We start from the raw sequence: 24,912 nt of genomic DNA on the forward strand, positions 1-24,912 counted from the left end.
TCTTCCCCCGTCGCCCCCTGGGCGCTGTTCCGATGAGGATGTGACGTGTCCGCACCCACCTGGGCCCTGACCGTTCCCCAGCCCGCCGCATGGGCGATCGCCCACGGGTACCAGGACGTCTACAACCGCCCCTTCTCGACCGACGTCCGCGGATGGATCGCGATCTGCGCGGGCGCGGCGGTGGACACCGAACTCATGCACCTGACGTCCCGGTTGACCGGACGGACACCGGAAGAGATCGCCGAGGCATCCCCCGAACGCTCCATGGTCGTCGCGGTCGCGAGGCTGGTCGACGTCTGCGACGACGAGGCGTGCGAGTGCGGGCCCTGGGCCAACAAGCGGTTCATTCACTGGCGAATCGCGGACGCCATCCTCCTCCCCGAACCCGTACCGGCACCGCACATCTTCGGAATCTGGAAGATGTCCGACGAACTCGCGGCGCGGGTGACACACCAATGGGAACTCGCCGCGGCGCGCGCGGCCGAGCAGCCTGCCGCGGAAGAGCGGAAGGACTCCCTCGCCCTTCGCGACCGGCTCCTGCCGCTGCCGGGACCGGCGGAGAGCTACCGCCACGTCCTGCTGCTTGGAACGACGGGGGCAGGGAAGACCACGGTCATCCGCCAGTTGCTCGGCACCGACCCCGAGACCGAGCGGTTCCCCTCCACGTCCTCGGCGAAGACCACCGTCGCCGACACCGAACTCATCCTGACCGGTGACCGGCGCTTCCAAGCCGCAGTGACCTTCGCCGACCGGGACGAGATCGCCGACCACCTCCGGGACAACGTCTGGGAGGCGGCGAAGGCGGTGTTCGAAGGGCGACCGGAGCCGACCGTCTACGACAAGCTCCTCGACCACATCAGCCAGCGGTTCCGGTTCAGCTACATACTCGGCCGCCCGTCGCCCCCGAGGGCGGCCGGTGATCTCGACGACCTCGACGACCTCGAGGCCTTGGACGATGACGAGCTTCTGGAGACCGCTTCCGGCGACGCCCCTGGAGAAAACGGGACGCCGGCGGACACGACCACGGCAGAGATGATCCAGGAGGTCGTCGAGGCCATCCAACACCTGGTGAACACCCAGGTGAGCGTGGTCCAGACCGAGATCACGGCAAGCGACAAGGAACGGCCCCGCGAGGAGGTCATCGAGGACGAGCTGGAGAACCGCGTCCGACGTTCGGTGATCTGCGAGAAGGTCGTCGAGGCTCTGCTCGGCGCCATCGAGAAGCGCTTCTCCCTCCTCACCGCGGGTGAGCTGCAGCGCGACTCGAACGGCTGGCCCGTGAGCTGGACCTGGGGAACGGACGACCGCGCCGAGTTCCTGAACGTCATCACCAGATTCTCCAGCAACCAGGCCGCCTTCTTCGGCACCCTACTGACCCCCCTCGTGAACGGCATCCGGGTGTCCGGACCGTTCCGGCCACTGTGGCGGGACTCCGACGCGCGCCTGGTACTCATCGACGGCGAGGGCATGGGACACGTCCAGGAGTCCGCGACCGAGGTCTCCACCCGTGTCCGCAAGCGCCTGGACGACGTCGACGCGATCGTCCTCGTCGACAACGCCGCCCAGCCGATGCAGGCCGCCCCGGTCGCGATCATGCGGACGGCGGCCGCGACCGGCAACGGGGACAAGCTGCACTTCCTGTTCACCCACCTCGATCTGGTCAAGGGCGACAACATCCGGACGGTCACCGACCAGAAACGCCATGTCCTCGAGTCCGCCGAGAACGTCTTGAACGCGGTCCGCGCGGACCTCGGGGTCGCCGAGCGGGTCCTACGCCGTCAGCTGTACGACGCCTCCTACTTCGTCGGCGGCATCCAGGGGCGGATCGACCTGCGACGGCTCGATCCGACCCGCCCCAGGGACAAGGCCCCTCTGCGCACCTCCAGAGAACTCGTCGCGCTGATGGACGCGCTGACCGCCGACACGGTCGAGATGGAGGTCGGGCCCGCGCGTCCCGTCTACAAAAGTGCGGACCTGACCCGGACCGTCGCCGAGGCCGCAGGCGTCTTCCACCGCCTCTGGGACGGCATGCTCGGACTGTCGTACGACCCTGAGGTCAAGAAACAGCATTGGGCGACCATCAAGGCGCTCACCCGTCGCCTGTCGGAGGGCCGTACGGACGAGTACCGGGACCTACGGCCTGCGGCGAGCCTGCGCACCTATCTGGAGACCAGGCTCTACCTGCTGATCCAGAAGCCGGTGCGCTGGACCGGGGCTCAGCCGGAGCCCGAGGAACAACAGGTCGTCTTCGACCGGATCTCGCAGGCCGTCACCAAGCGGCTGGTCAAACTCATCGATCGGATGATCACCGAGGAGCCGCACGCGGACTGGCTACGCGCCTACGAGGAGTACGGAAAGGGCTCGACGATTCGCAGAGCGCAGATCCTGGCCACGGACATCTACACCCACGCCGTCCCCCGTCCGGGTCTCTCCGACGCCTACGACAACCCATTCGCCCAGGCGGTGTACGCGGCGTTCGCGGAGGTCGCCGCGGAGCAGGACCTTCTACTCGAGTGAGCAAACGAAGAGAAGGCCACGGCATGTTCCACTTCCTCGATGGTGAGGAGGAGAGCCGGTGGGGCGCCGACCCGGTGCTGGACGCCGGATCGGGAGAGAAGGCATTCCGGCGCTGGGCGGAAGGCGTCGTCGCGGCCGACCCGGCGAGCCTGCTGGCCACGCTCCGGGCCGACCGCCCGATACCGGGCTGGGCCAAGGTCATGTTCCTGGACGCCGAACCCGCCCACGCGGGATTCCTCGACGCCGCCTACCGCCGCCGGCTGGAACGACGCGCAAGTCCGACGCGACCGTCCGCACCCGAGGCCGTCCAGGCCGACAGGCCCGAGCCCACGCGCAGCGGCCCGGGGCCGGTTCGCACCCGTCAGGACGAGCGGGAGACAGTGGCCGCGCCGGCGAGCGGCTGGTACACGCTCGAACGCCCGGGGCCGCTTCCGGACGAAGCCATGTTCGACGGATTGCCGGGCCGGGTCGTACGCGAGATCCACCCGTACACCGAAGGTGATCCCGTCGGCGTCCTGGCGACCCTCCTGTCGGCGTTCTCGGCCGCCGCCGGGCGCGGCCCGCACGTCGCCATCGGCTCGACCCGCCATCCCCTGCTGGTCTGGACGATGCTCATCGGGCGGACGGCGCTGGGCCGCAAGGGGACGGCCACGAACGCCGCGATGGAGATCTTCGAGCGGGTCTCCCCGGAGTTCACCGAACGCCATCTGCTGTACGGATCGCCCTCCTCCGGCGCCGGGCTGGTCGGCAAGCTGGAGGCCATGGCCCGGGAGGCGGGCTGGTACGAGGACGGCGACCCGCTCGACGACGAGCCGGAGGTGCGCCCGGGCTTCCCCGCTCTGATGATCGAGGAAGAGTGGGCGAAGGTGATGCGGCGCTCGCGCATCGACGACGCGCTCGGCCAGAACCTGCGCACCGCGTGGCAGGGCAACACGCTGTCGGTGATCGTGAAGCGGAAGGCCGACTGCGCCACCGTGAAGAAGGCCCACGTCGCGATCGTCGGCCACATCACCCCAGACGAGTTCCGCGGCAACCTGTCGGCGGCGGACGTCGCCGGCGGCACCTTCAACCGCTTCCTGCCGGTCTTCGTTCAGCGCTGCCAGTCGCTGCCACTCGCCGACGAGATGCCCGAGGCCACCGCCGACCGGCTCGCGGGCGAACTACGGGCCGCCGTCACCCGCGCCCGGTCCGTCGGCCGGATCGGCTTCGACGACGCGGCACGTGCCTACTGGACGGACCACCTCTACGACCGGCTCACCGGCCTGTCGACCGGCTCCGAGCTCATCGAGTCGTTCGCGGGCCGCGCGGTGCCCTACGCCAAGCGCATCGCCGCCCTGTACGCCCTCGCCGACGAGGAGTCCTCGATCTCGCGGAGCCACCTACGGAGGGCCGAGGCCTTCGTCACGTACGTCATCGACTCCGTCGAGTACATCATGGCCACGGGCACGGCGCGGACCGTACGCAAGGGCCGGCCCGACGCGGCGAACCCGCACCTCACGCGGAAGGTGATCGAGGCCCTCGTCGGCGCGTATCCCGCCCCGCTCTCCCGCTCGGATCTCCTAGCCAAGATCAAGAACTTCGGCACGAGCACCGACCTGGACAACTCACTCGCGTCCCTGGACGGTGACCTCCAGACCTCGGTGTCCCGCGCCGGCAGCGGCCGTCCGACCCACCTCTACCGGCTCACCGAAGCGGCCGCCACCCGCCTCACCCCGCCCGCTCAGCGCTCTCCCAGCGATCCGCACGGGCAATGGTAGAAATCGATCAGCCGCAGTGCGACCAGCCGGACGCCCATTGAATGCCTTCCGCGAAACCACCCCATGAAATGCACGTGTGCGCGGCGCTGAGTTTCACCGGTCCGGCGTAGTAATAGTAATAGCCGCCGTCGGGAGCCGACACGAGGTCGCTCTGCCGATCGATGTGCACTCGAAGGTCGTATCTCTTGGTCCCGGTCGGGTTCCTCACCCAGGTGACGGCGCAGTTGGACGACCCGTTGTAGAACAGGTAGATGTCGGCCACCGTGCCCAGCGCGTGGTGATCGATCTGGTAATAACCGCTGCCGCACGCACCGCTCGGCGTCGTGGCCGCTTCGGCCGGAACGGTCACGGACACCATTCCCGCGGCCAAACCCAGACCGCTGAGCGCGAGTGCCATCATCCGCTTTGACTTGCTCATGAGACTCCGTTTCGTGCGTCCCTGTCCCAACTGCCGTAGGCACGGTAGCAGCGACCAAGATCACCTCGCTACGGGCGCCTGCGGCGGTGCCAGGTGGTCCGATCGCGTCCAGCGCCGAGGGTGTTCGTCGTTTCGAGGACTGAGACCCTCGGCGTACGCCATCGGCCTCGTCAGCCACCGATTTCGGGCCGCCTTCGCCACCCCGGCAAGCCGGGATTCGTGCCGGTCACACCCCTGAGCCCCGCCACGCGCCAGAAGTCGCCGTGAGTTCCGTACACCGAACTATCTTGTGTACTGAATACACGTGTGGTCTACTGGCTGATGTCGCAACCGACGATTTTGACCACTGCCGTCCGTTGCATCCCGGATGGAGTCCTCATGTCCTCCCCTCTCATGCGCCCCGACGAGTTCGAACGCGCCGTGCTCCAACTCCCGGCCGACCTGCGGGAGCGGGCACGCCGGATCCGCGCCTGCGTGCTCCGCGACGACGGCTGCCCGTACTGCCGTATCGCGGGCCGTTCGCTGGACCTCGCCTTCCGCGCCGCGCTCTACGACCAGCACGACTGGGCGCGCGTCCTCGTCGCCGAGGCCGAGTCCTACGCGGACGCCGACCGCCACGCCGGGTCATGCGCCCGGCGTAGGCCTACCTTCGCGCCGGCGACTCAGGTCTGGCGGGGCGTCCACCGGCAGGTCACCCGGTGGGCGGACACGGCACCCGTGATCGCGGCCACCGACGCGAGCTGGAAGAAGGACGCGGGCGGCCTGGGCTACATCACGACCGACGGCCGGTGGGGCTACCGCGGCCGGACCACGGACCGGAACGACCCGACCGGACCGGCCAAGGTGCTCGTCAGCGAACTGCGCGCCGTCCACCTGCTGCTCTCGGCCATCGAAGACGTCCCCGAATTCCTGCTACTCGTCGACAGCCGCCGCGCGCTCACGTTCCTGCGGACGTGGCAGTGCGGCCGGACCGACGTGATGCCCGAGGGGTACGACCTGCGCCCGCGCCGGTCCGGCGCGCCGGCGCTCGTACGGCTCGCCGAGCGCGTCGCCGCCCTCCCCGGCCTCCGCATGGAGCACGTCAAAGGGCACTCCGGCCACCCGCTCAACGAGGCCGCCGACTCACTGGCCAAGATCGCGCGGCGGCGGATGACCGAGCCGTTCGACGCGGTCGGCCGCGCCGCCGATCTCGCGGCGTCCTTCCTGCTCACCTGGCACCAGCAGGCCGCGGTCGCGGCCTGACCACTTCCCTGAGGAGACCTCTCGTCATGCATCCCCAGCCCGGCCCCTACCTGCCTCCGCCTCCGAAGAAGAACTCCGCCGCGAAGGGCTGCCTCATCGCCGCGGCCGCCGGATTCGGCGGCCTGGTCCTCATCGGCGCGATCGGCGCCGCCGTCGGCGGCGCGGGGGACTCCGGTTCGGCCGCCACTCCCCCGGCCGCCGCGTCCGCTCCGCAGCACTCCACGACCGCGGAGCCGGCGAAGAAGCAGGCCAAGAAGCCCGTGGTGAACGGGATCGGCCGCGAGTACCGCGACGGGAAGTTCGCCTTCACCGTCACCAAGGTCAAGAAGGGTGTACGGCGCGTCGGCAACGAGTACGTCGGCCGTACCGCACAGGGCCGGTTCGTCCTCGTGTACGTGACCGTGGTCAACATTGGGAAGGAGGCGCGCACCTTCGACAGCAGCTCACAGAAGCTCACCGACACCGAAGGCCGGCAGTTCGACGCCGACAGCGAGGCGACCATCGTCATGGGCGACGAGAGCAAGGCGTTCTTGGAGAACATCAACCCCGGCAACGGCGTTCACGGGATCCTCGTCTTCGACCTACCGGCCGGGGTCAGCCTCAAGTCGCTCGAACTCCACGACTCCCCCTTCTCCGGTGGCGTGAAGGTCCCGCTGCACTCGTGATGCGGTGAGCGTCACAGCAGGCAGGCTCGCCCCGATCATGGGGCATGACCTGCGGGACAACGATACGGAAAGAGCACCGAGAATGATCGCAAAGGAGCAGGAGTGACCTGGGTAACCCCTTCCGGTCTCACGGGGAACGCCGAGGTCATACGGCTCTCGGCCAGCCTCCTCGACCGCCGCCAAGGCGACTGCCGGCAGTTCGCCGCGATCAAACTTCGCCCTCACACTTACCCGGCCTCCGCGGAGAGGACCCGCTACGTTCCATGGGAGAACTTCCCGCTCGGTGTGGTCGAACAACTCGGCACGAGTCCAGGGCAGTGGCTGCTCGCCCAACGTATCGCCAGAGCCCAGGACCTACTGGAATCAACCGATCTCCCGTTTGGACGTCATCGCCCGACCATCGTCTCGGCGTGAGATGGTTTCCGAGGTACTGCCCGGATGCATGGTGGTGACTGGTGCTGACACCGATTCGACGACGCTCGGTCGTTCCGCGATCAGGCCGTCAGGCCTTAGGACGCCTACGCATACGGCCGCTTGCGGCAGGCTTGTGGACTCTGGCGGCCGTTGCGGCCGTCGGAGCGGCGATCTGGGTGACCACCGCCTTGCTACTCGGAGTGGCAGCCGAGGTGCCGGCAGGGACGGAGCGGGCGAAGGTCAAGGTCGATGCGGTCAGGACGGGCCTGGCCGCCGGCGGCGGCGTCGGCGCGGCGGCCGGGCTGATGCTGGCGTTCCGTCGGCAGCGTCATCAGGAGGTCGCGGCGGCGCTGGCCGATCGCGATGCGACTGAACGCCGGATCACGGAGTTGTACAACGCCGCCGCCGAGCAGCTGGGCTCGGACAAGGCTCCCGTTCGTCTAACCGCCTTGTACACGCTCGAACGGCTCGCGAATGACAACTCCTCCCACCGGCAGACCATCGTCAACATCATCTGCGCCTATCTACGGATGCCCTACGCTCCCGTTCTCGATTCGGTCGGCCGGCCAAATGAGCAACGTCGCCCTGACCGCCGTCTGCCGGCGATCGGCAGGTACCGCACCGAGTCGGAAGTCTCACCGGGTGAACAGGCCGCAGCCGAAGAACGCGAGGTTCGCCTTGCCGCGCAGCGCATCCTACGCACCCACCTGGATCCCAACGCCGAGGTGTACTGGGACGGGCTGGCCCTGGACCTCGTCGGCGCGACCCTCATCGCCTTCAGCCTTCGAGACTGCATGCTGACCAGCGCGAACTTCACCCGCGCGACCTTCCTCGGCAGTGCCGATTTCACCAAGGCGGTCTTCAACGGCTTCGCCGACTTCACCCGCACCACCTTCACCAACCGCGCCTTCTTCGGCGACTGCATCATCAGCACGGATGGTCACTTCGAAGAGGCGACGTTCGCCGATGGCGCACATTTCGGTGGAACGTCTTTCCGCTCTGCATCCTTCGGTGGAGCAACCTTCGACGGCAGCGTTTCTTTCATCGGCGCGACCTTCGAAGACGGCGCTTGGTTCAGGACGGTGGGCCGACCCGGCACCTCATACTTCATCGGAGAGACGCTGGTCGGCGGGACGGGATACCGCGGCACCGAGTTCAACGGTGATGCCTTCTTCGGACGAGCGGTCTTCTCTGCGGCCGCTCACTTCCGGGGAGCGACCTTCGGCGGTATCGTCGATTTCGAAGAAACGCGCTTCGATCACCTGCCGGAATTGACCGATGCTAGGTTGACCGATGTTGGACGCAACCACATCCTGCCCGCAGGCTGGCGGATCGAACGAGGCAGGAGAACCAGCGGCCGACTCGTCGCTGATAAGAGACAGTCGCCGTGATGGCCTCCAGCGCGTTCAGCGCCGAGGGTCTTCGTCGTTCCGACCACCGAAATCCTCGGCCGTACTCGAAGGACGGTCCGACTCCTTGGCGCGAGGGCTTCGGTAGGTACCACCGAGGCCTTCAACCGTTCACGGGCCCGAAGCCGTCGTCAAGCCTCCCATCGGCGCGTGAGCAGGGCGAGCAGTTCGGCGGCCACCGCGTCCGGGTCCTCGTAGATCGGGGTGTGTCCGGTGTCGAGCAGGCGCAGCCGTGCGCCCGGGATGGCCTCGGCCAGTTCCCCTGCCTGATCCGGCGTTCTCGTCGGATCGTGCAGTCCGTGCAGCACGGTGACCGGGCAGTCGATCTCGGGCAATGCCGGGGTCAGATCCAGGTCCCGCTGACTGCGCAGGGCGTCCAGTGCCGCCTGGACGGGGACCGAGGCCGCGTACCCGAGCAGCTCGTCCCGGAAGGCCGGGTCGGGCGGCGTGGCGAATGACCGGTCGAGCACCCTGGCATGCAGCTGCGGACCCCAGTCCGTGGCCAGCGAGGCCACGATGGCGTCCACGTCGCCATGGCCCCGCATGTGCGCGCCGGTGTCCACGAGCATCAGAGCGGCCACCAGCCCGGGGTGTCCGGCCGCCAGGCGCAGCGCGATGGCGCCGCCGGTGGAATGCCCGAGGACGATCACGCGCCTGCCGTGCCGCTGTGTGATGCGTGCGGCGAGCCGGTCGGCGACGGTGCCGAGGTCCCAGGGGCCAGCGTCGGTCATCCAGGTCACCGCGTCGAAATCGACCTGCCCGGCCAGGCGCTGCGCCAGCGGCCGGAACACCGCGGGCGCGCACAATGTGCCCGGAATGGCCAGCACCACCGGCCGACGCCCGGGCCGCTCGTACTCGACATGCGGAATCTGCGCCGCCACGGTCCGCCCCCTGGGGTTTCGTCAACGCAAGTCAGAACAGATCGGTCACACGTTAGGGCACGCCGCGGCGCTTCTCCTCGCCCCCGAGCGGTTCCCGGAAGTTTCGGCCAGGGCGTGAGCGAGAGGCTTGGTTGTGGGACCTGACCGAGCCACGCAGCCCGCGTCCCAATGCCAGTCCCGGGGACGGGTACTTTGCCGTGGGCTCGGTGTCCTTCGCCGCCGATGGACGCAAACTCTCGGCTGCTGTAAGGGGCAGGTCAGGGGTTCAGGAGGCGGCGGGGGCCGGGGCCCTGTTCGGCGAGGACGTCGTCCGGGTTGACGAGGGTGCACTGCTCGAAGGACAGGCAGCCGCAGCCGATGCACTCGGTGAACCGGTCGCGCATGCGCTCCATCTTGGCGATGCGCTCATTGACCTCCTTCTGCCAGTGCTCGGAGACACCGACCCAGAAGTCGCGGGTGAGCTCGGCGTCGGGCGGCAGCATGGCGAGGACGTGGCCGACGCAGTCCAGAGGCATGCCGACGCTCTGCGCGGCGCGGATGAAGGCGACCCGGCGCAGTGTCGTGCGGTGGTAACGGCGCTGGTTGCCGCTGGTGCGGCGGCTGTAAATGAGGCCCTGCCGTTCGTAGAAGCGCAGGGCCGAGGCGGCGACGCCGCTGCGCTCGGAGAGCTCCCCGATCGTCAGTTCCTTGGTGATCTTCGGGCGCTGATGATCCGTACGGTCCGGCATACCGGACAGCGTAGCTTGACTTGAACCTTTGTTTAAGTCCGATGGTTGTCCCTGTGACCGCCTCCCGGTGGTCACTCCATCGAGATGAACAGGGGTTTCGTCATGCCTGAGAACACCGAACGGTTCAGGGTCGCCGTCATCGTGGGGAGCGTCCGCGAAGGGCGGTTCGGCACGACCGTCGCCGACTGGTTCGCGGGGCAGGCCCGGCAGCGTGCGGACGTGGAGGTCGACGTGATCGACCTCGCCGAGGTCGGGCTGCCGCTGACGTTCCCGGCGTTCGGGTCGGCGCCGGCGTCCGAGACGGCCCGCGCGCTGGAGAAGGTGACGCCCCGCCTCGCCGCGGCGGACGCGTTCGTCGTCGTGACGCCGGAGTACAACCACAGCTTCCCGGCCTCGCTGAAGAACGTCATCGACTGGCACAACGCCGAGTGGCACGCCAAGCCCGTCGGGTTCGTGTCGTACGGGGGCCTGTCCGGCGGGCTGCGGGCGGTCGAGCACCTGCGTCCGGTCTTCGCCGAGGTGCACGCGGTGACGGTCCGCGAGACCGTCAGCTTCCACCAGGCGTGGGAGCGGTTCGACGCGGAGGGGCGGCCGGTCGATCCCGCCGGGTGCGAGACGGCCGCCAAGGCTCTCCTGGACCAGTTGCTGTGGTGGGCCCGCGCACTGCGCGAGGCGCGCGCCGTCCGCCCGTACGCCGCCTGACGAACGGATCGCATCGATGACGACCGCCTTCATGTCGCGCCGCCCCGCCCGTTCCCGGCCGCCGCGCGGCGCTCCCGCCCCGATGGCGATCGCCATGGTCATCGTGCTCGGATCGATCATGACGGTCATCGACATGACGATCGTCAATGTCGCCCTCGGCCGGCTCTCCCAGGACTTCCACGCCCCGGTCGCGACCATCCAGTGGGTGGCGACCGGGTACACCCTCGCGCTGGCCTCGGTGATCCCCGCCACGGCGTGGGCGGTCGGCCGGTTCGGTGCTAAACGCGCCTACCTGGCGTCGATCGGGATGTTCACCCTGGGCTCGGCGCTCGCGGGGCTCGCCTGGGACACCGGCTCGCTCATCGGTTTCCGCGCGCTGCAGGGCCTCGGCGGCGGGATGATCACACCGCTGGCGATGACGATCGTCATCCGGGCCGCCGACCCGGAACACCGGGGCCGGATGATGAGCGTGCTCGGCATTCCGGTCCTGATCGGGCCGCTGGCCGGGCCGATCCTCGGCGGCTGGCTGGTCGACAGCGCCTCCTGGCGCTGGATCTTCTTCATCAACCTCCCGATCGGGCTGCTGGTGCTCCTGCTGGCCGGCCGGATCTTCCCGGCCGACGTGCCGGAGCCGGGCCACCGCCTCGACGTTCCGGGCCTGCTGATGCTGTCCCCGGGGCTGGCCATGGCGATCTACGGCCTGGCCGCCGGGGGCGAGCACGGCGACTTCGGCACCGCGAAGGTGCTCGTCCCCACGCTGGCGGGCGCCGCGCTGGTGGCCGGGTTCGTCGTCCGCGGCCTGACGGCCCGGCATCCGCTCATCGACCTGCGGCTGTTCCGGCGGCGGGCGTTCGCGACGGCGGCCGGGTCCCTGGTGTTCTTCACCTGCGCGTACTTCGGGTCAATGCTGCTGCTGCCGCTGTACTACCAGGTCGTACGGGGGCAGAGCGCGACCGCATCGGGCCTGCTCGGCATCCCGCAGGTCCTGGCCACCGGCATCACCATGCAGATCGCCGGCCGGCTGATCGACAGGGTCTCCCCCCGGCGGCTGGTGCCCGCGGGGATCACCCTGGCGAGCGCCGGGTTCCTCGTCTTCACCGCACAGGTCCACGCCGGCACGCCGTACTGGCACCTCGTCCTCCCGCTCGCCGTGACCGGGGTCGGGGTGGGGATGACGATCATGCCGGCGATGACGGCGGCGACCCGGAACGTCCCGAACGCGGAGGTCCCCGGTGCCAGCACCGCGCTGAACATCACGCAGCAGGTCTCCGCCGCGCTCGGCACGGCCCTGATCTCGGTCGTGCTCGCCGGGGCGATGCGCGACCGGCTGCCCGGCACCACCGAAGGGGGCATCGGAGCGGTCCGAGCGCTCCCGGCGCCGGCCCGGGACGCGATCGCGCCCCGGCTGGCCGGCGCCTTCCAGCACACTTACGTCTGGGCCGTGGTCCTGATGGCCCTGGCCGTACTGCCCGCGCTGTTCCTGCCGGGCCGCCACGCGAAGGGACGGGAGTCATGACCACGGAACTGGTGCTGGGGCCCGGCGGCGTCGTCGGCACGGCCTGGACCGCCGGCCTGGTGGCCGGGCTGCGCCGGGCCGGCATCGACCTGGCGGAGGCCGGCCTGATCGTCGGTACCTCGGCGGGGGCGATCGTCGGCGCGATGCTCGCGACGGGCCGGGACCTCGAACCGCTGGGCGCCCTGCGGCGGACCACCGGTTCCGGCGCGCCGGCCCCGGCGCGGCTGGACGAGGTGTTCGCCGTGCTCGGTGATCGGAGTCTGGATCCGGTGGAGGCCCGGCGGCGGGTCGGCCGGATCGCCCTCGCCGCCGGGACGGGCGAGGAGGAGGCGCACCGGTCCCGGATCACCGCCCTGACCGGTGAGGGCTGGCCGGACGGCCGGTTGCTGATCACGACGGTCGACGTCGGGTCCGGGGAGCGGCGGGTCTGGAGCCGTGACGACGGCGTGCCCCTGGGGTCCGCCGTGGCGGCGAGTTGCGCCATGCCGGGCGTCTATCCGCCGATCACCCTCGGCGGGCGGCGGTACATGGACGGCGCGCTGGCCGGAGGCGCGAACGCCGACCTCGTGTCCGGCGCCGGGGCGGTCATCCTCGTCGAGCCGCTGGCCCACCTGTTCCCGCCGCCGGAGGCGGCGGCCGGATCGCCCGCCCTGCGGATCATTCCCGACCGGGCGGCGATCGAGGCGTTCGGGCCCGACCTGCACGACCGCGCGGCCTCGGCGGCGGCGTACGAGGCGGGAGTCCGGCAGGCGGCCGGCGCCGCCGAGGCGATCCGGGACGCCGGGGTCGCGGCCCGGCTCCGCCCCGGTCGTCGTGCGGACGCCGGCGCGTGACCGGTTCCGTAGGTAAAACCGGGCTGAGATCTATGTAAAACACATATATCTAGACATAGGCTGGTTTGTGTCGCTCGGCCTGCCGTCCGGGCCGTACAGGATCCCGGGCGGCCGGCGCCGGGACCACCGGCCGCACCACCGACCGGCGCACCTCCGGTGTCGTATCCGCGGGCCGGGCCCGAGCGGAGGAGGTACTCCTTGTCCGTTTCCACCCCGCAGCCGCTGCCGACACGCCGCGAATGCCCGTTCGACCCGCCCGGGAAGTACCGCCTGCTGCGGGAGGAGGACCCGGTCAGCAGGCTCGCCTTCCCGGACGGGAAGGTCGGCTGGCTGCTCACCCGGCACGAGGACGTCCGGGCGCTCCTGTCGGACCAGCGGTTCAGCTCCGACCGGCTGCACGCCTCGTCGCCGGTCCGAGCGGTCCCCGTCCGCCGTGGCGAACCCGTCTTCCGCGCCGGGTTCTTCATCAGCATGGACGCCCCCGAGCACACCCGGTACCGCCGCATCCTCACCCGCTGGTTCACCACCCGGCGGATGCGCGAGCTGACCCCGCGCATCGAGCAGATCGTCGCCGAGCACCTCGACGCGATGGAACGCTCCGGGCCGCCGGCCGACCTCGTCCCCGCCTTCGCCCTGCCGATCCCCTCCCTCGTCATCTGCGAACTGCTCGGCGTCCCGTACGAGGACCGGGCCGCCTTCCAGGACTGGACCAGCACGCTGCTCAAGATCGGCGCCGACGACGACACGATCTTCGCGGCGCGCGACGCGATCTGGGACTACATCCGCGGCCTGGTCGACCGCAAGCGGCGCGAGCCCGACGACGCGCTGCTCAGCAGTCTTGTTCACGACCCCGGCAGCGGGCTGACCCCGGAGGAGCTCACCGGCGTCGGGCTGCTCCTGCTCGTGGCCGGGCACGAGACGACGGCCAACATGCTGGCCCTGGGCACCTTCACGCTGCTGACGCGACCGGAACAGCTCCAGGCGCTGCGCGAGCGGCCCGAACTGATCGACGGCGCGGTCGAGGAGCTGCTGCGCTACCTCAGCATCATCCAGTACGGGCTCGTGCGCGTCGCGCTGGAGGACGTGGTGATCGCCGGGCGGCTGGTCCGCGCGGGCGAGACCGTCGTCGCCGCGCTGTCCGCCGCGAACCGCGACCCCGGGCACTACCCCGATCCCGACCGGCTCGACATCACCCGGCCCCCGGCGCAGCACGTGGCCTTCGGCCACGGCTTCCATCAGTGCCTGGGCCAGCAGCTCGCCCGCGCCGAGATGAGGGTCGCCTATCCGGCGCTCTTCACCCGCTTCCCCGGCCTCCGCCTGGCCGTCCCTCCCGAGGACGTACCCCTGCGGGACGACATGGCGATCTACGGGGTCTACCGCCTGCCCCTCACCTGGTGAGCGCGCCGTGTCCCGGCATCAGCTCTGCAACCACCGGTTCATGCAGGTGAGGAGCTCCTCGGTGTCGACCGGCTTGGCGACGTGGTCCGTCAGGCCGGCCGACAGGCTCTTCTCCCGGTCGCCGTGCATGGCGCGGGCGGTGACGGCGATGATCGGCAGGTCCGCGAACCGCGGCATCGCGCGGATCGCGGCCGTCGTGGCGTACCCGTCCATCTCCGGCATCATGATGTCCATCAGCACGAGTTCGATGTCGTCGTGCTCGCGCAGCACCTCGATGCCCTTCTTGCCGTTCGGCGCGTGGAGGACCGACATGCCGTACAGCTCCAGCGCGCTGGAGATCGCGAACACGTTGCGGACGTCGTCGTCGATGACGAGCACCCGGCGGCCGCTCAGCTCGGCGTAGCCGAGGACCCCGGCGTCCTCCGCCACGGCCCCCTCCCGGCCCGGCTCGGCCGACGGCGCCATGAACGGCAGCGCGTCGACGAGCCGTCCGCCCGAGAGGTACAGCGTGACGCGCTCGCGCAGCTCGTCGAGGGAGGGCAGCATCTCGAACGGGTGAGACCGGGCCCGGGCGGCGGCCAGCCGCTCCTGCGCGACGCTCAGCCGGCGGCCGGGATGGGCCAGCACCGGCAGGGCGGCGAGCCCCGGCTGCCGGTCGAGCCGGTCGAAGAAGGCCTGCGCCGCCGGCAGGCCCGGGTCGAGCAGGACGCAGGCGTGCGGGGCCGCGAGCAGGGCGTCGACCGCCTCGTCGGCGCCGGCCGCGCTGGTGATCTCGACGTTGCCGTGCGTGTCGGCGAGGTCGGCGGCCGCGCTGCGGGCGAGCGGGGTGAGCAGGCCGCCGCCCTGCTCCAGCACGAGCAGGCGGCGGATCTCGGGAACCACGGGCGCGGCCGCCGGGGAGCCCGCGACCGGCGGGACGCCGCCGGTGTCCGCTCCGGAGTGCTCGCCGGGCCTCGGCGCCGTCGGCGGCAGGTACAGCGTGAACGTGGTGCCGTCCCCGACACGGCTCTTCGCATGGATCTCACCGCCGAGCAGCCCCGCGACCTCCCGGGAGATCGACAGGCCCAGCCCCGTGCCGCCGTACCGGCGGCTCGTCGTGCCGTCGCCCTGCTGGAAGGCACCGAAGATCGCCTCGAGGTTCTCCTCCGCGATGCCGATCCCGGTGTCGGTCACCTCGAAGGCGAACACCGGTTCGCCGGGCCCGGCGGTCGGCAGCGTGACGTCGCCGGCGAGGCGGACCCGCAGCTCCACGCCGCCGCGCTCGGTGAACTTCACGGCGTTCGACAGCAGGTTGCGCAGGATCTGGCGCAGCCGCTGCTCGTCGGTGCAGATCTCCGGCGGCACCTCGTCGGCGATCTCGACCCGGAAGTTCAGCCCCTTCTCCGTCGTGAGCGGCCGGAAGGTGCTCTCGATGTCCTCCAGCAGCCGGGTGACGGCGATGCTCTCGGAGTGCACGTCCATCTTGCCGGCCTCGACCTTGGACAGGTCGAGGATGTCGTTGATCAGCTGCAGCAGGTCGGTGCCGGCCGAGTGGATGATGTTGGCGAACTCCACCTGCTTGGCCGTGAGGTTCCGGCCGGGGTTCTGGGCGAGGATGCGGGCCAGGATGAGCAGGCTGTTCAGCGGTGTGCGCAGCTCGTGCGACATGTTCGCCAGAAACTCGGACTTGTACTTGGACGCCAGCGCGAGCTGCCGGGCGCGCTCCTCTATCTCCTGCCGGGCCTGCTCGATCTCGAAGTTCTTGATCTCGATGTCGTGGTTCTGCCGGGCCAGCAGCGCGGCCTTCTCCTCCAGCTCGGCGTTGGAGCGCTGCAGCTCCTCCTGCTGGGCCTGCAGTTCCTCGGAGCGGGACCGCAGCTCGGCGGCGAGCCGCTGCGACTCCTCCAGCAGCGTGTCCGTACGGGCGTTGGCGATGATCGTGTTGAGGTTCACGCCCACGGTCTCGGCGAACTGCCGGAGGAAGTCGCGGTGAACCTGCGAGAAGCCGGTCAGGGAGGCCAGCTCGATCACGCCGAGGACCTGGCCCTCGAACACGATCGGCAGCACGATCAGGTCGGCGGGCGCGGACTCGCCGAGGCTGGAGGAGACCTTCACATATCCGGGTGGGGCCTTGTCGACCGTGATGGTCCTCTTCGTGCGGGCGGCCTGCCCGACGAGGGACTCCCCCAGCTTGAACTCGCGGTCGGCCGGCGCGCCGGCCTCGTGGCCGTAGCTCGCGATCAGCCGCAGGGCGGTCTCCCCTCCCCCGGTGTCGGTGAGGTAGAAGGTGCCGTACTGCGCGGTGACGAGCGGCGTGATCTCGTCCATGATCAGCTCGGCCACCGTCACGAGATCTCGGTGGCCCTGCATCTGACCCGCGATGGCGGCCAGGTTGGTCTTCAGCCAGTCCTGTTCCTGGTTCTCCCGCGTCGAGTCGCGCAGCGACTGCACCATCGCGTTGATGTTGTCCTTGAGCTCGGCGACCTCGCCCTGGGCCTCCACCGAGATCGACCGGGTCAGGTCGCCGGTCGCGACGGCGCTGGTGACCTCGGCGATCGCGCGGACCTGTCGGGTCAGGTTGCCGGCCAGCTCGTTGACGTTCTCGGTCAGGCGCTTCCACGTGCCGGACACGCCCTCGACCTCGGCCTGGCCGCCGAGACGGCCTTCGCTGCCGACCTCGCGGGCGACGCGGGTGACCTCGGCGGCGAACGACGACAGCTGGTCGACCATCGTGTTGATCGTCGTCTTCAGCTCGAGGATCTCGCCGCGCGCGTCGACGTCGATCTTCTTTGACAGGTCGCCGCGGGCGACGGCCGTGGTGACCTGCGCGATGTTGCGGACCTGGCCGGTGAGGTTGTTCGCCATCGAGTTGACGTTGTCGGTGAGGTCCTTCCAGGTGCCGGCGACGTTGGGAACGTTCGCCTGACCGCCGAGAATGCCCTCGGTGCCGACCTCGCGGGCCACGCGGGTCACCTCGTCCGCGAACGCGCCCAGCGTGTCGACCATCGTATTGATCGTCTGCGCGAGCGCGGCGACCTCGCCCTGGGCCTCGACGGTGATCTTCTGCGACAGGTCGCCCTTCGCGACCGCCGTCGCCACCTGCGCGATCGACCGGACCTGCGCGGTCAGGTTCGAGGCCATGACGTTGACGTTGTCGGTGAGGTCCTTCCACGTGCCGGACACGCCGCGGACGATGGCCTGGCCGCCGAGGTTGCCCTGGGTGCCGACGTCGCGCGCGACGCGGGTGACCTCGTCCGCGAACGCGGAGAGCTGGTCGACCATCGTGTTGATGGTCTCCTTCAGCTCCAGGATCTCCCCGCGCGCTTCGACGCGGATCTTCTGCGACAGGTCGCCCATCGCGACCGCCGTCGCGACCTGCGCGATCGACCGGACCTGCGCGGTGAGATTGCCGGCCATGAAGTTCACCGAGTCGGTCAGGTCGCGCCACGTGCCGCCGACGCCCGGTACCTGCGCCTGGCCGCCCAGCCGGCCCTCGGTGCCCACCTCGCGGGCCACCCGCGTCACCTCGTCGGCGAACGACGACAGCTCGTCGACCATCGTGTTGATGGTCGTCTTGAGCTCCCGGATCTCCCCGCGCGCGTCCACCGTGATCTTCTGCGACAGGTCGCCGCGTGCGACCGCTGTCGCCACCTGCGCGATGTCGCGGACCTGGCCGGTCAGGTTGCCGGCCATGGCGTTGACCGAGTCGGTGAGGTGCCTCCAGTTCCCCGAGGCGCCCGGGACCTGGGCCTGGCCGCCGAGCTTGCCCTCCGTGCCGACCTCACGGACCACGCGGGTGACCTCGGAGGTGAACTGGGACAGCTGGTCGGCCATCCCGTTGAATACGCCGGCGATCTCGTCCATCAGCCCGTCACCTGTCTGCGGCAGGCGGGTGGCGAAGTCGCCGTCGCGGACGGCGGTCAGCCCGGCGAGGAGCTGGCGCAGGGCCGCCTCATCCGCGCCGTCGGGCTCGCGTAGTGCCGGTCCAGCGACGTCCCGTTGAGACATGCCCTCACTCCGATCGTCCGCCCACATGCGCGGCGCAAGTGCTTCCGTAAGAGACCGCCATCTACTTGCCTCATGGCAACCATACTGGCAGGGTTACCGTCGGACGCCCCCGGTCTGCGTCGATGTGACGCGTACGCCGGTGGTCGTCCGCTCCCTCCGGACGAGATGAGGGCTTGACCTGACCGCATCCCACGGGCGTCACGTGGCGCCCAACGTACACGCGGCGAGGCCGGCATGACGGTCCCGCCGGATGACGTCATGCGGCTGACCGCCCTCGTCGCCGAGCAACGGCGACGACTCGACGAGACGCGCGATCGGGCCGCGGCCCGTGCCCTCACGGACATCGCGACGGGCATCCTCGTCGACCGGCTGGCCTGCTCCCCCGCCGAGGCCCTCGGCCACCTGGCGCGCCTCGCCGCCGGGACCGGCATGCCCCTCGTCGACCTGGCGGCCGACCTGGTCGGCCTCGCCGCGGACGACCCCCTCGCCGAGGCGGCCCGGCGGGCCGCCGACGAGGGGATGCCCCCGGCACGCCCCCGGCTGGCGGAGGCCGCCATCCTCCACGCCGAGGACGGCGACGCGATGGCGGCGGCCCTGCTCGGCGAGACCTTCTCCCTGTCCGGCGCCGTCGCCGCCGCGCTGTGGGCGCTGCGCCCCGACGGCGCGCTCGAACTCGCCGGCGCGGCCGGGCTCGACCCGCTGGAACGCGCGCACTGGCGGCGCGTCCCCCCGCAGCTGGACAGCCTGCAGCAGCGCGCCGTACGCGACCGCGCGCCGATCTGGTGGCCGGGCGGCGCCGGCCGGGGCCGGGCGCGCCCCCGCTGACCGGCGGCGGTGAGGACGTGGCACGGGCCGTCCTCCCGCTGACCACCGACGGCGGATGCGCCGGCGTGCTGGAGATCCGCTGGGCGACGCGGCTGCCCGGCTTCACGCCGGCCGTACGCTCCGAGCTCACCGCGCTCGCGCAGGTGTGCGCGCGGACGCTGGACGCCCGGCCCGGATCGGCCGACGACGACCGGCTGCTCGACGCCGCCGCCGTGCTCACCGGCCTGAGCGACGCGTTCCTGCTGCTGAGCCCCGTCCGCGACGCCACCGGCCGGGTCGTCGACCTGCGCATCGACCTGCTCGGCCGGGACGTCCCCCGCGTGACCGGCTACTCCGCCCGTAGCCTGCTGGGACAGCGCCTCTCGCACGTCTCCCCGCAGACCGCCCTGCCCGGCGGCCCCTTGGACGTGAGCGCCGAGGTCCTGGCGACCGGCCGGCCCGCCGAGGCCGAGTGGTCGATCGCCGGCGCCGCCGACGAGCCGGTCCACCGCGTGCGCATCGCGCGGATCTTCGACCGCCTCGCCTTCACCTGGGACGACGGCGAGCGGATCGGCGCCTCCGGCGCCCTCCTGGAGCAGGTGCAGCGGCTCGGCAGGATCGGCGCGTGGCAGCAGGACCTCGTGAGCGGACGGGTCATGTGGAGCGAACCGACCTTCGCGCTGTTCGGGCTGCCGCCCGCCGCGCCGGCCATCGGCCTGGACGAGCTGCCCGGCCACGTCGCCCCCCAGGACCGGGCCACCGTACGACGCTTCCGCGAGCAGCTGCTGCGCCTGCACCGGCCGGCCTTCGCGACGTTCCGGCTCGTCCGGGCCGACGAGTCCGTACGCCAGATCCGCGCCTTCGCCGAGCCGGTCACCGACGCGTCCGGGACGGTCGCCGCGATCCGCGGTGCGTACCAGGACGTCTCAGACCGCTACCACTCCGAGGTCGCCCTCGCGGCGACCCAGGACCGGCTCGCCGACACCGAACAGCGCGCCGAGGACCAGGAGCGCCTGGCCCTCCACGTGCAACAGGCGATCCTGCCGCCCGCCGACCAGCCGGTCAGCGCCGCTGACCTCGACATCGCCGTGCGCTACCGGCCCGCCGGTGACGGCCAGCTCGTCGGCGGCGACTGGTATGACGCCATCGTCCTGCCGAACAAGAAGGTGCTGCTCGCCGTCGGCGACATCGCCGGACACGGGCTCGACGCGGTCACGGGAATGGTCGCGCTGCGCAACGGCCTCCGCGGCCTGGCGATCACCGGCGCGGGCCCGGCCGAGCTGCTCGGCATGCTGAACAACGTCGCCTACCACCTCACCGGAGGCACGTTCGCCACCGCGATCTGCGGCCTGTACGACCCCTCCGAGCGCTCGCTGCGGTGGGCCCGGGCGGGCCACCTGCCGCCCGTCCTGGTCCGCGACGGCGAGGCCGGCCTGCTCCCCCTGCCCGCCGGTTTCCTCCTCGGCCTCGCCCCGGACGCCGTCTACGAGGAGGCCACGACCACCCTCCAGCTCGGCGACGCGCTCCTGCTGTTCACCGACGGCCTCGTCGAACGCCGCGACCTGCCCCTCGACGAGGCCCTCCAGGAGCTCATCCGCCTCGCCGGCCGGCCGGTCGGCGACGCGGAGACCTTCAGTGATCACCTGCTCGGCGGCACCAGCGCCAACACCAATGACGACACCTGCCTGGTCACCATCCACCTACGCTGACCCGGACGACCGGCGGCGGACGCCGACCGGGTGGCGGCTCACCCGGCGCGTCGGCGGCGGAGCGGAATGCGGGAAGCGCCGGCGCGCGCGGTCGACTAAACCGATCGCCGCGGAGGTCGTGCCGTCCGCGGGCGGCTCGCCGGACGCGGTGTGGAAGCCCGCCAGGCCCTCGATCAGGGCCTCGCGCGCGGCGGCCGGCATCTCGCGCAGGACGCGGGCGAACTCCGCCTGCCGGTGCTCGCGGAGCTGGGCGAAGACCGCGTTGCCGTTGCGGCTCAGGGAGACGGACACGGAGCGGCGGTCGGCCGGATCGATGTCCCGGGAGATCAGCCCCGCCGCCTCCAGACGGTCGCACAACCGGCTCGCCGACGACAGCAGCGTGCCCAGCTCGCCCGCGAGCGCGCTGATCGTCATCTCGTGGTTGCGGTCGATGACGGCGAGGGCGCGCAACTGCGTCGCCGAGACCCCGAAGCCGGCGACCTCCTGGGCCCTGTCCCACGCGTTGACCAGCGCCGCAGCGTACGCTTCGACGATGGCGGCCTGCCGATCGATGGGCTGGTGCGCACTGGCCATGGTCACACTTTCGCATACTCGGTGACGGAAAGGCGGATCGCCATGTCGTACGAACAGCCCGGCCCCGGCGGCCTCGGGGACGGTGACGCCCTGCGCGAGGCCGAACGCCGGATCTGGCTGGCGGCACCGCACGAGCTGGCCGACGTCGCCGAAGAGACCATCCGCAAGCTGTGCGGCGCCGACGCCGCGGAGATCTACCTGACCGACTACCGGATGGCGTACCTCCAGCCGGTCGCCTCCGGGGAGGCGCCGATCGCGCTGGCCGGCAGCCCCAGCGGCCGTGCCCTGGCCACCGGGGAGCCCGTGCTCGAACCGCCCACCACGATGTCCCCTGGCACCCGGCGGCTCCTGCACCTTCCCCTGTCCGTCCTCGGCAACCGGCTCGGCGTCCTGCGCCTCACGCTGCCCGACCTCCCGTCCGCCGAGCAGCGGGCCGAGCTCCTCGACCTGGCCGCGACGCTGAGCCGCGCCCTGGAGATCGCCGACCGGGCCACCGACCGCTACCGGCAGGCCCGCCGCCGCGAACGCCTCACCCTCGCGGCGGAGATGCAGTGGGAACTGCTGCCCGGCCGCGTCGGCTCGGCACCGGAGTACGAGTTCGCCGGCCAGCTGGAACCCGCCTACGCGGTCGCCGGGGACAACTTCGACTGGAGCGCCGGGCGGGACACCCTCACGATCTCGGTGACCAACGGGATGGGCGAGGGGACCGCGGCGGCGCTTCTCACCCAGCTCGCCGTCGGCGCGATGCGCAACGCCCGCCGGTCGGGCGGTGACCTCCTCGAGCAGTGCGGGCTCGCCGACGAGACGATCTTCCGTCACTACGGCGGCCGGCAGCACGTCGCCACCCTGCTGCTCTGCATCGAGCGGGCGACCGGCGCCGTCACCGCCGTGGACGCGGGCTCCCCCGTCATCTACCGGATGCGCGGCGGCACGGCCGAACGAATGCCGCTCGACCGGCAGCTGCCGCTCGGGATGTTCGGCGACACGCCGTACACCGAGGAGCGGTTCACCGTACGGCCCGGTGACCGTCTCGTCATCGTCAGCGACGGCATGCACGCCGCGCACCTGCCCGGGGCCGGCGCGGCCTACGAGGAGGAGTTCCTGACGCGCGACCTCGCCGAGTCCCGTCTCCAGCCCCCGGCGGACCTGGTCCGTACGCTGCTGCACCGGTTCGTCGAGCGTCACCAGGGCACCCAGCTCGCCGACGACGCCGTCGTGGTCTGCCTCGACTGGAAGGGCCGCTGAGAGGGATCCGGCGGCGCCTCGGACGACCCAGGAGCACATGGCAGCGGGCGCCCGGGCGCGTCCTCGCCGAGGTCCGCGCCCGGGCGTGCGGTCAGTTCCGCGGTCCCGGCCCGTGGTGGCGCGGGCCGCCGCCCTTGCCGCCGTTCCCGCCCGGCCTGCCGCCGTTCCCTCCGTCACCGCCCTGGCCGGCGTTGCCGGCGAAGGTGACTCCGGTGACCACGTTGCCCTTCATGGTGAGCTTGGCGACCGGGTTGGTCAGGCCGAAGTCCTGGCACTTCAGGTTGCCGAACGACTGCTGCAACCGCATGCCCAGGAAGGTGAACAGGCTGTCGGCCGCGTCCGGCATCGGGCTGGCCTGGCCCGCCAGCAGCCGCATGTCCTTCCGCAGCCGCGCCGCCTGGACGGTGTCCATGGCGCGGCAGTACTCCGCCGGCGTCTGCCCGGCGGGCAGCGGGGGCTGGTCGACCCCGGCACGGTACAGGTTCGTCTTCGCCGTGCTCGTCCGGTCGTTCACCAGGGTCATCGGGTTGTTCGGCGGCACCAGCGCGCTCGGCGCCGCCTGGTGGGCGGCGGCCTGGAGCTCGTCCAGCGCCAGCGACGTCACCACGGCGCCGGGGTTGGCCAGGTCGGGCGCCGTCCACGGCGTGCAGCCGAGAGCCGGGTCGACGAAGACGTCCAGCAGCGCGTTGTCACTCGGGTTGGCGAGCGTCCGAGTGCCGGCGAGCCTGCCCTTGTTCGCCGCCGTGTTCTGCGCGATCCGGCCGTCCGCCGTCGCCAGGTACGTCGTCTGGACGTTGTCGCTCTGGTCCTGGTCGACGAGCGCGAAGTCACGCGTCGACATGCAGGGCATGCCGTCCTTCGCCGTGCCCAGCGCGGGCACGGTCAGCCGCCCCGCCCGGATCGCGGCGTTCGCGGCGCGGAAGAACGCCGGGGCGTTGCAGTAGGCGAACTGGCCGAAGACCGAGCCGCCCTGGCCGCCCACGCACCTGCCCTGCCGCAGCGCGGCGCCCGTGCCGCGCAAGGTCAGGTTGTCACCGTTGAAGCCGAACCAGATGCCGACGACCGCGCCGGCCGGAAGCGTGGGCGTCACGGGCGCGGCGGCGGGCCGGCCACCCTGGTCCACCACCAGCGGGCTGTAGACCGACAGCCTCCCGGTCGCCGGGTCGATGATCGTCGCCTGGACGAACGCCGACTGGTTGACGTTCGCCTCGTTGCACGGGCCCATCGCCGCGTTCGTGGCGGTCAGCCGGTACGGGGTGGCCAGGCCGCGGGCGCTCAGCGGGTCGGCGGGCACGATGAGCGTGCAGTTCGTATTCGGATCGGCGGCCGGCGCGCCGCCGCCCGTGGTCGTGGTCGGGCTCGGGCAGGAACTCGGTGTGGCGCCCGGCCTCTTCCGCTTCGCCGGAGCGGCGCGCCCGGAGGCCGCGCTCGGCGCCGGCATCGCCGTGCCCGCCGAGCCGCTCGCGCTCGGCAGAACGGCCCCCGCCGACGGCTGCGCGTCGGCTCCCGCGGACGGCTGCGTGCTCGCGTCGGGCATGGCCGTCCCGGCGGACGGCTGCGTTCCCGCGTCGGCCGTCGCGGTGCCGGACGACGGCGTCACCGCCTCGGCGGGTGCCGCGGCGTCCGCGGCGAGCGGGACGGCGGCCCGGGCCGCCGGAGAGGGAGCGCCGGTCCCCGGATCCGCGCTCGGCGCACCGGCGGACGGTACGCCGCCGGGGTCCGCCGTCCCTGCTCCGGCGGAGGGGCCCGCCGCCGCGCCGCCGGGCGGGGAGTCGGTCGGCGAGGCGGCGGGCGTGGCCCCGACCTTGACCTCCTCGGCCCCCTTCTTGGGGAGCCTGCGGCGGCCGGGACCGGTCCTGGGTGTTCGATGGGTCGGTGTGGCGCTCGCGCTCGGACAGCCGGGCGACCCGCCGAACGCCGTGAGCCCCATCTTCGTGGTGAGGGCCACGGCCGAACCGGCGGCGAGGACCAGCGCGACCGCCAGCGGAATGAACAGGCGGAACCGCCGCGAGCGGTTCGGGTCCTTCCAGTTCGACCTTTCCAGGTACGACATGCGGTGTCCCTAAGATCGTTTTGTCTGGAGTGAGTCGCTCTGGATGCCCAGGGCGACGGGG

Annotated in this window: 19 protein-coding genes; 13 read left to right on the top strand and 6 right to left on the bottom strand. The window is 71.3% G+C overall.

Annotated features, from left to right (window positions below):
* The first annotated feature begins 45 nt into the window (after nt 1-45).
* On the top strand, nt 46-2,517 hold the full coding sequence (locus tag NE235_RS27905) for a hypothetical protein (RefSeq protein WP_252808237.1): 2,472 nt from the start codon (nt 46-48) through the stop codon (nt 2,515-2,517).
* Nucleotides 2,514-4,274: a DUF3987 domain-containing protein gene (locus NE235_RS38360; RefSeq protein WP_252808238.1), complete on the top strand. Its 1,761-nt coding sequence runs from the start codon at nt 2,514-2,516 to the stop codon at nt 4,272-4,274. Before NE235_RS27905 ends, NE235_RS38360 begins: the two co-directional genes overlap by 4 nt.
* Nucleotides 4,275-4,281: 7 nt before the next feature.
* Here the strand turns inward: NE235_RS38360 and NE235_RS27915 are convergent, their stop codons facing one another.
* Nucleotides 4,282-4,692, bottom strand: a complete 411-nt coding sequence (locus tag NE235_RS27915; protein WP_252808239.1) for a hypothetical protein — start codon at nt 4,690-4,692, stop codon at nt 4,282-4,284.
* Between the two features lie 378 nt (nt 4,693-5,070).
* Here NE235_RS27915 and NE235_RS27920 point away from each other — a divergent pair, with 378 nt between their 5' ends.
* The 4 genes from NE235_RS27920 to NE235_RS27935 all read left to right on the top strand — a co-directional run bounded on the left by NE235_RS27920 (nt 5,071) and on the right by NE235_RS27935 (nt 8,404).
* A complete protein-coding gene (locus NE235_RS27920) occupies nt 5,071-5,934 on the top strand; it encodes a ribonuclease HI (RefSeq protein ID WP_252808240.1) in 864 nt (287 codons plus the stop codon).
* A 26-nt stretch (nt 5,935-5,960) separates the two neighbouring features.
* A complete protein-coding gene (locus NE235_RS27925; RefSeq protein ID WP_252808241.1) occupies nt 5,961-6,599 on the top strand; it encodes a DUF4352 domain-containing protein in 639 nt (212 codons plus the stop codon).
* 102 nt (nt 6,600-6,701) lie between these two features.
* Nucleotides 6,702-7,013 (top strand): hypothetical protein, encoded by a 312-nt coding sequence (locus NE235_RS27930; RefSeq protein ID WP_252808258.1) that lies wholly within the window; start codon nt 6,702-6,704, stop codon nt 7,011-7,013.
* A 176-nt stretch (nt 7,014-7,189) separates the two neighbouring features.
* A complete protein-coding gene (locus NE235_RS27935; protein WP_252808242.1) occupies nt 7,190-8,404 on the top strand; it encodes a pentapeptide repeat-containing protein in 1,215 nt (404 codons plus the stop codon).
* Between the two features lie 149 nt (nt 8,405-8,553).
* Here NE235_RS27935 and NE235_RS27940 read toward each other — a convergent pair whose 3' ends face one another.
* Complete coding sequence (locus tag NE235_RS27940; RefSeq protein ID WP_252808243.1) at nt 8,554-9,303, bottom strand: alpha/beta fold hydrolase; 750 nt, start codon at nt 9,301-9,303, stop codon at nt 8,554-8,556.
* Nucleotides 9,304-9,560: 257 nt separating this feature from the next.
* Nucleotides 9,561-10,031, bottom strand: a complete 471-nt coding sequence (gene soxR, locus NE235_RS27945; protein WP_252808244.1) for a redox-sensitive transcriptional activator SoxR — start codon at nt 10,029-10,031, stop codon at nt 9,561-9,563.
* Between the two features lie 102 nt (nt 10,032-10,133).
* Here soxR and NE235_RS27950 point away from each other — a divergent pair, with 102 nt between their 5' ends.
* From NE235_RS27950 to NE235_RS27965, 4 genes are all read left to right on the top strand, one after another.
* Nucleotides 10,134-10,733 (top strand): NADPH-dependent FMN reductase, encoded by a 600-nt coding sequence (locus NE235_RS27950; protein ID WP_252808245.1) that lies wholly within the window; start codon nt 10,134-10,136, stop codon nt 10,731-10,733.
* A 16-nt stretch (nt 10,734-10,749) separates the two neighbouring features.
* Nucleotides 10,750-12,249, top strand: coding sequence for a DHA2 family efflux MFS transporter permease subunit (locus NE235_RS27955; protein WP_252808246.1), 1,500 nt, complete (start codon nt 10,750-10,752; stop codon nt 12,247-12,249).
* Nucleotides 12,246-13,082, top strand: coding sequence for a patatin-like phospholipase family protein (locus NE235_RS27960; RefSeq protein ID WP_252808247.1), 837 nt, complete (start codon nt 12,246-12,248; stop codon nt 13,080-13,082). The genes NE235_RS27955 and NE235_RS27960 overlap by 4 nt, the downstream gene beginning before the upstream one ends.
* Nucleotides 13,083-13,280: 198 nt before the next feature.
* A complete protein-coding gene (locus NE235_RS27965) occupies nt 13,281-14,480 on the top strand; it encodes a cytochrome P450 (protein ID WP_252808248.1) in 1,200 nt (399 codons plus the stop codon).
* Between the two features lie 18 nt (nt 14,481-14,498).
* Here the strand turns inward: NE235_RS27965 and NE235_RS27970 are convergent, their stop codons facing one another.
* Nucleotides 14,499-18,467 (bottom strand): HAMP domain-containing protein, encoded by a 3,969-nt coding sequence (locus NE235_RS27970; RefSeq protein ID WP_252808249.1) that lies wholly within the window; start codon nt 18,465-18,467, stop codon nt 14,499-14,501.
* Nucleotides 18,468-18,701: 234 nt separating this feature from the next.
* On the opposite strand from NE235_RS27970, the gene NE235_RS27975 reads away from it, so the two are divergent.
* Together NE235_RS27975 and NE235_RS38365 are read left to right on the top strand one after the other, a co-directional pair.
* A complete protein-coding gene (locus tag NE235_RS27975) occupies nt 18,702-19,292 on the top strand; it encodes an ANTAR domain-containing protein (RefSeq protein ID WP_252808250.1) in 591 nt (196 codons plus the stop codon).
* Between the two features lie 17 nt (nt 19,293-19,309).
* Complete coding sequence (locus NE235_RS38365) at nt 19,310-20,980, top strand: PP2C family protein-serine/threonine phosphatase (RefSeq protein WP_252808251.1); 1,671 nt, start codon at nt 19,310-19,312, stop codon at nt 20,978-20,980.
* Here NE235_RS38365 and NE235_RS27985 read toward each other — a convergent pair.
* Nucleotides 20,972-21,553, bottom strand: a complete 582-nt coding sequence (locus NE235_RS27985) for a MarR family winged helix-turn-helix transcriptional regulator (protein WP_252808252.1) — start codon at nt 21,551-21,553, stop codon at nt 20,972-20,974. The two genes, NE235_RS38365 and NE235_RS27985, sit on opposite strands and share 9 nt — an antisense overlap.
* A 42-nt stretch (nt 21,554-21,595) precedes the next feature.
* On the opposite strand from NE235_RS27985, the gene NE235_RS27990 reads away from it, so the two are divergent.
* Nucleotides 21,596-22,798, top strand: coding sequence for a PP2C family protein-serine/threonine phosphatase (locus NE235_RS27990; RefSeq protein WP_252808253.1), 1,203 nt, complete (start codon nt 21,596-21,598; stop codon nt 22,796-22,798).
* Nucleotides 22,799-22,889: 91 nt separating this feature from the next.
* On the opposite strand, the gene NE235_RS27995 is transcribed toward NE235_RS27990, so the two are convergent.
* Complete coding sequence (locus NE235_RS27995; protein ID WP_252808254.1) at nt 22,890-24,851, bottom strand: hypothetical protein; 1,962 nt, start codon at nt 24,849-24,851, stop codon at nt 22,890-22,892.
* Between the last annotated feature and the right edge of the window lie 61 nt (nt 24,852-24,912).

The sequence above is a fragment of the Actinoallomurus spadix genome (genome assembly GCF_024055725.1).
In the GTDB taxonomy this organism is placed as follows: domain Bacteria; phylum Actinomycetota; class Actinomycetes; order Streptosporangiales; family Streptosporangiaceae; genus Actinoallomurus; species Actinoallomurus spadix.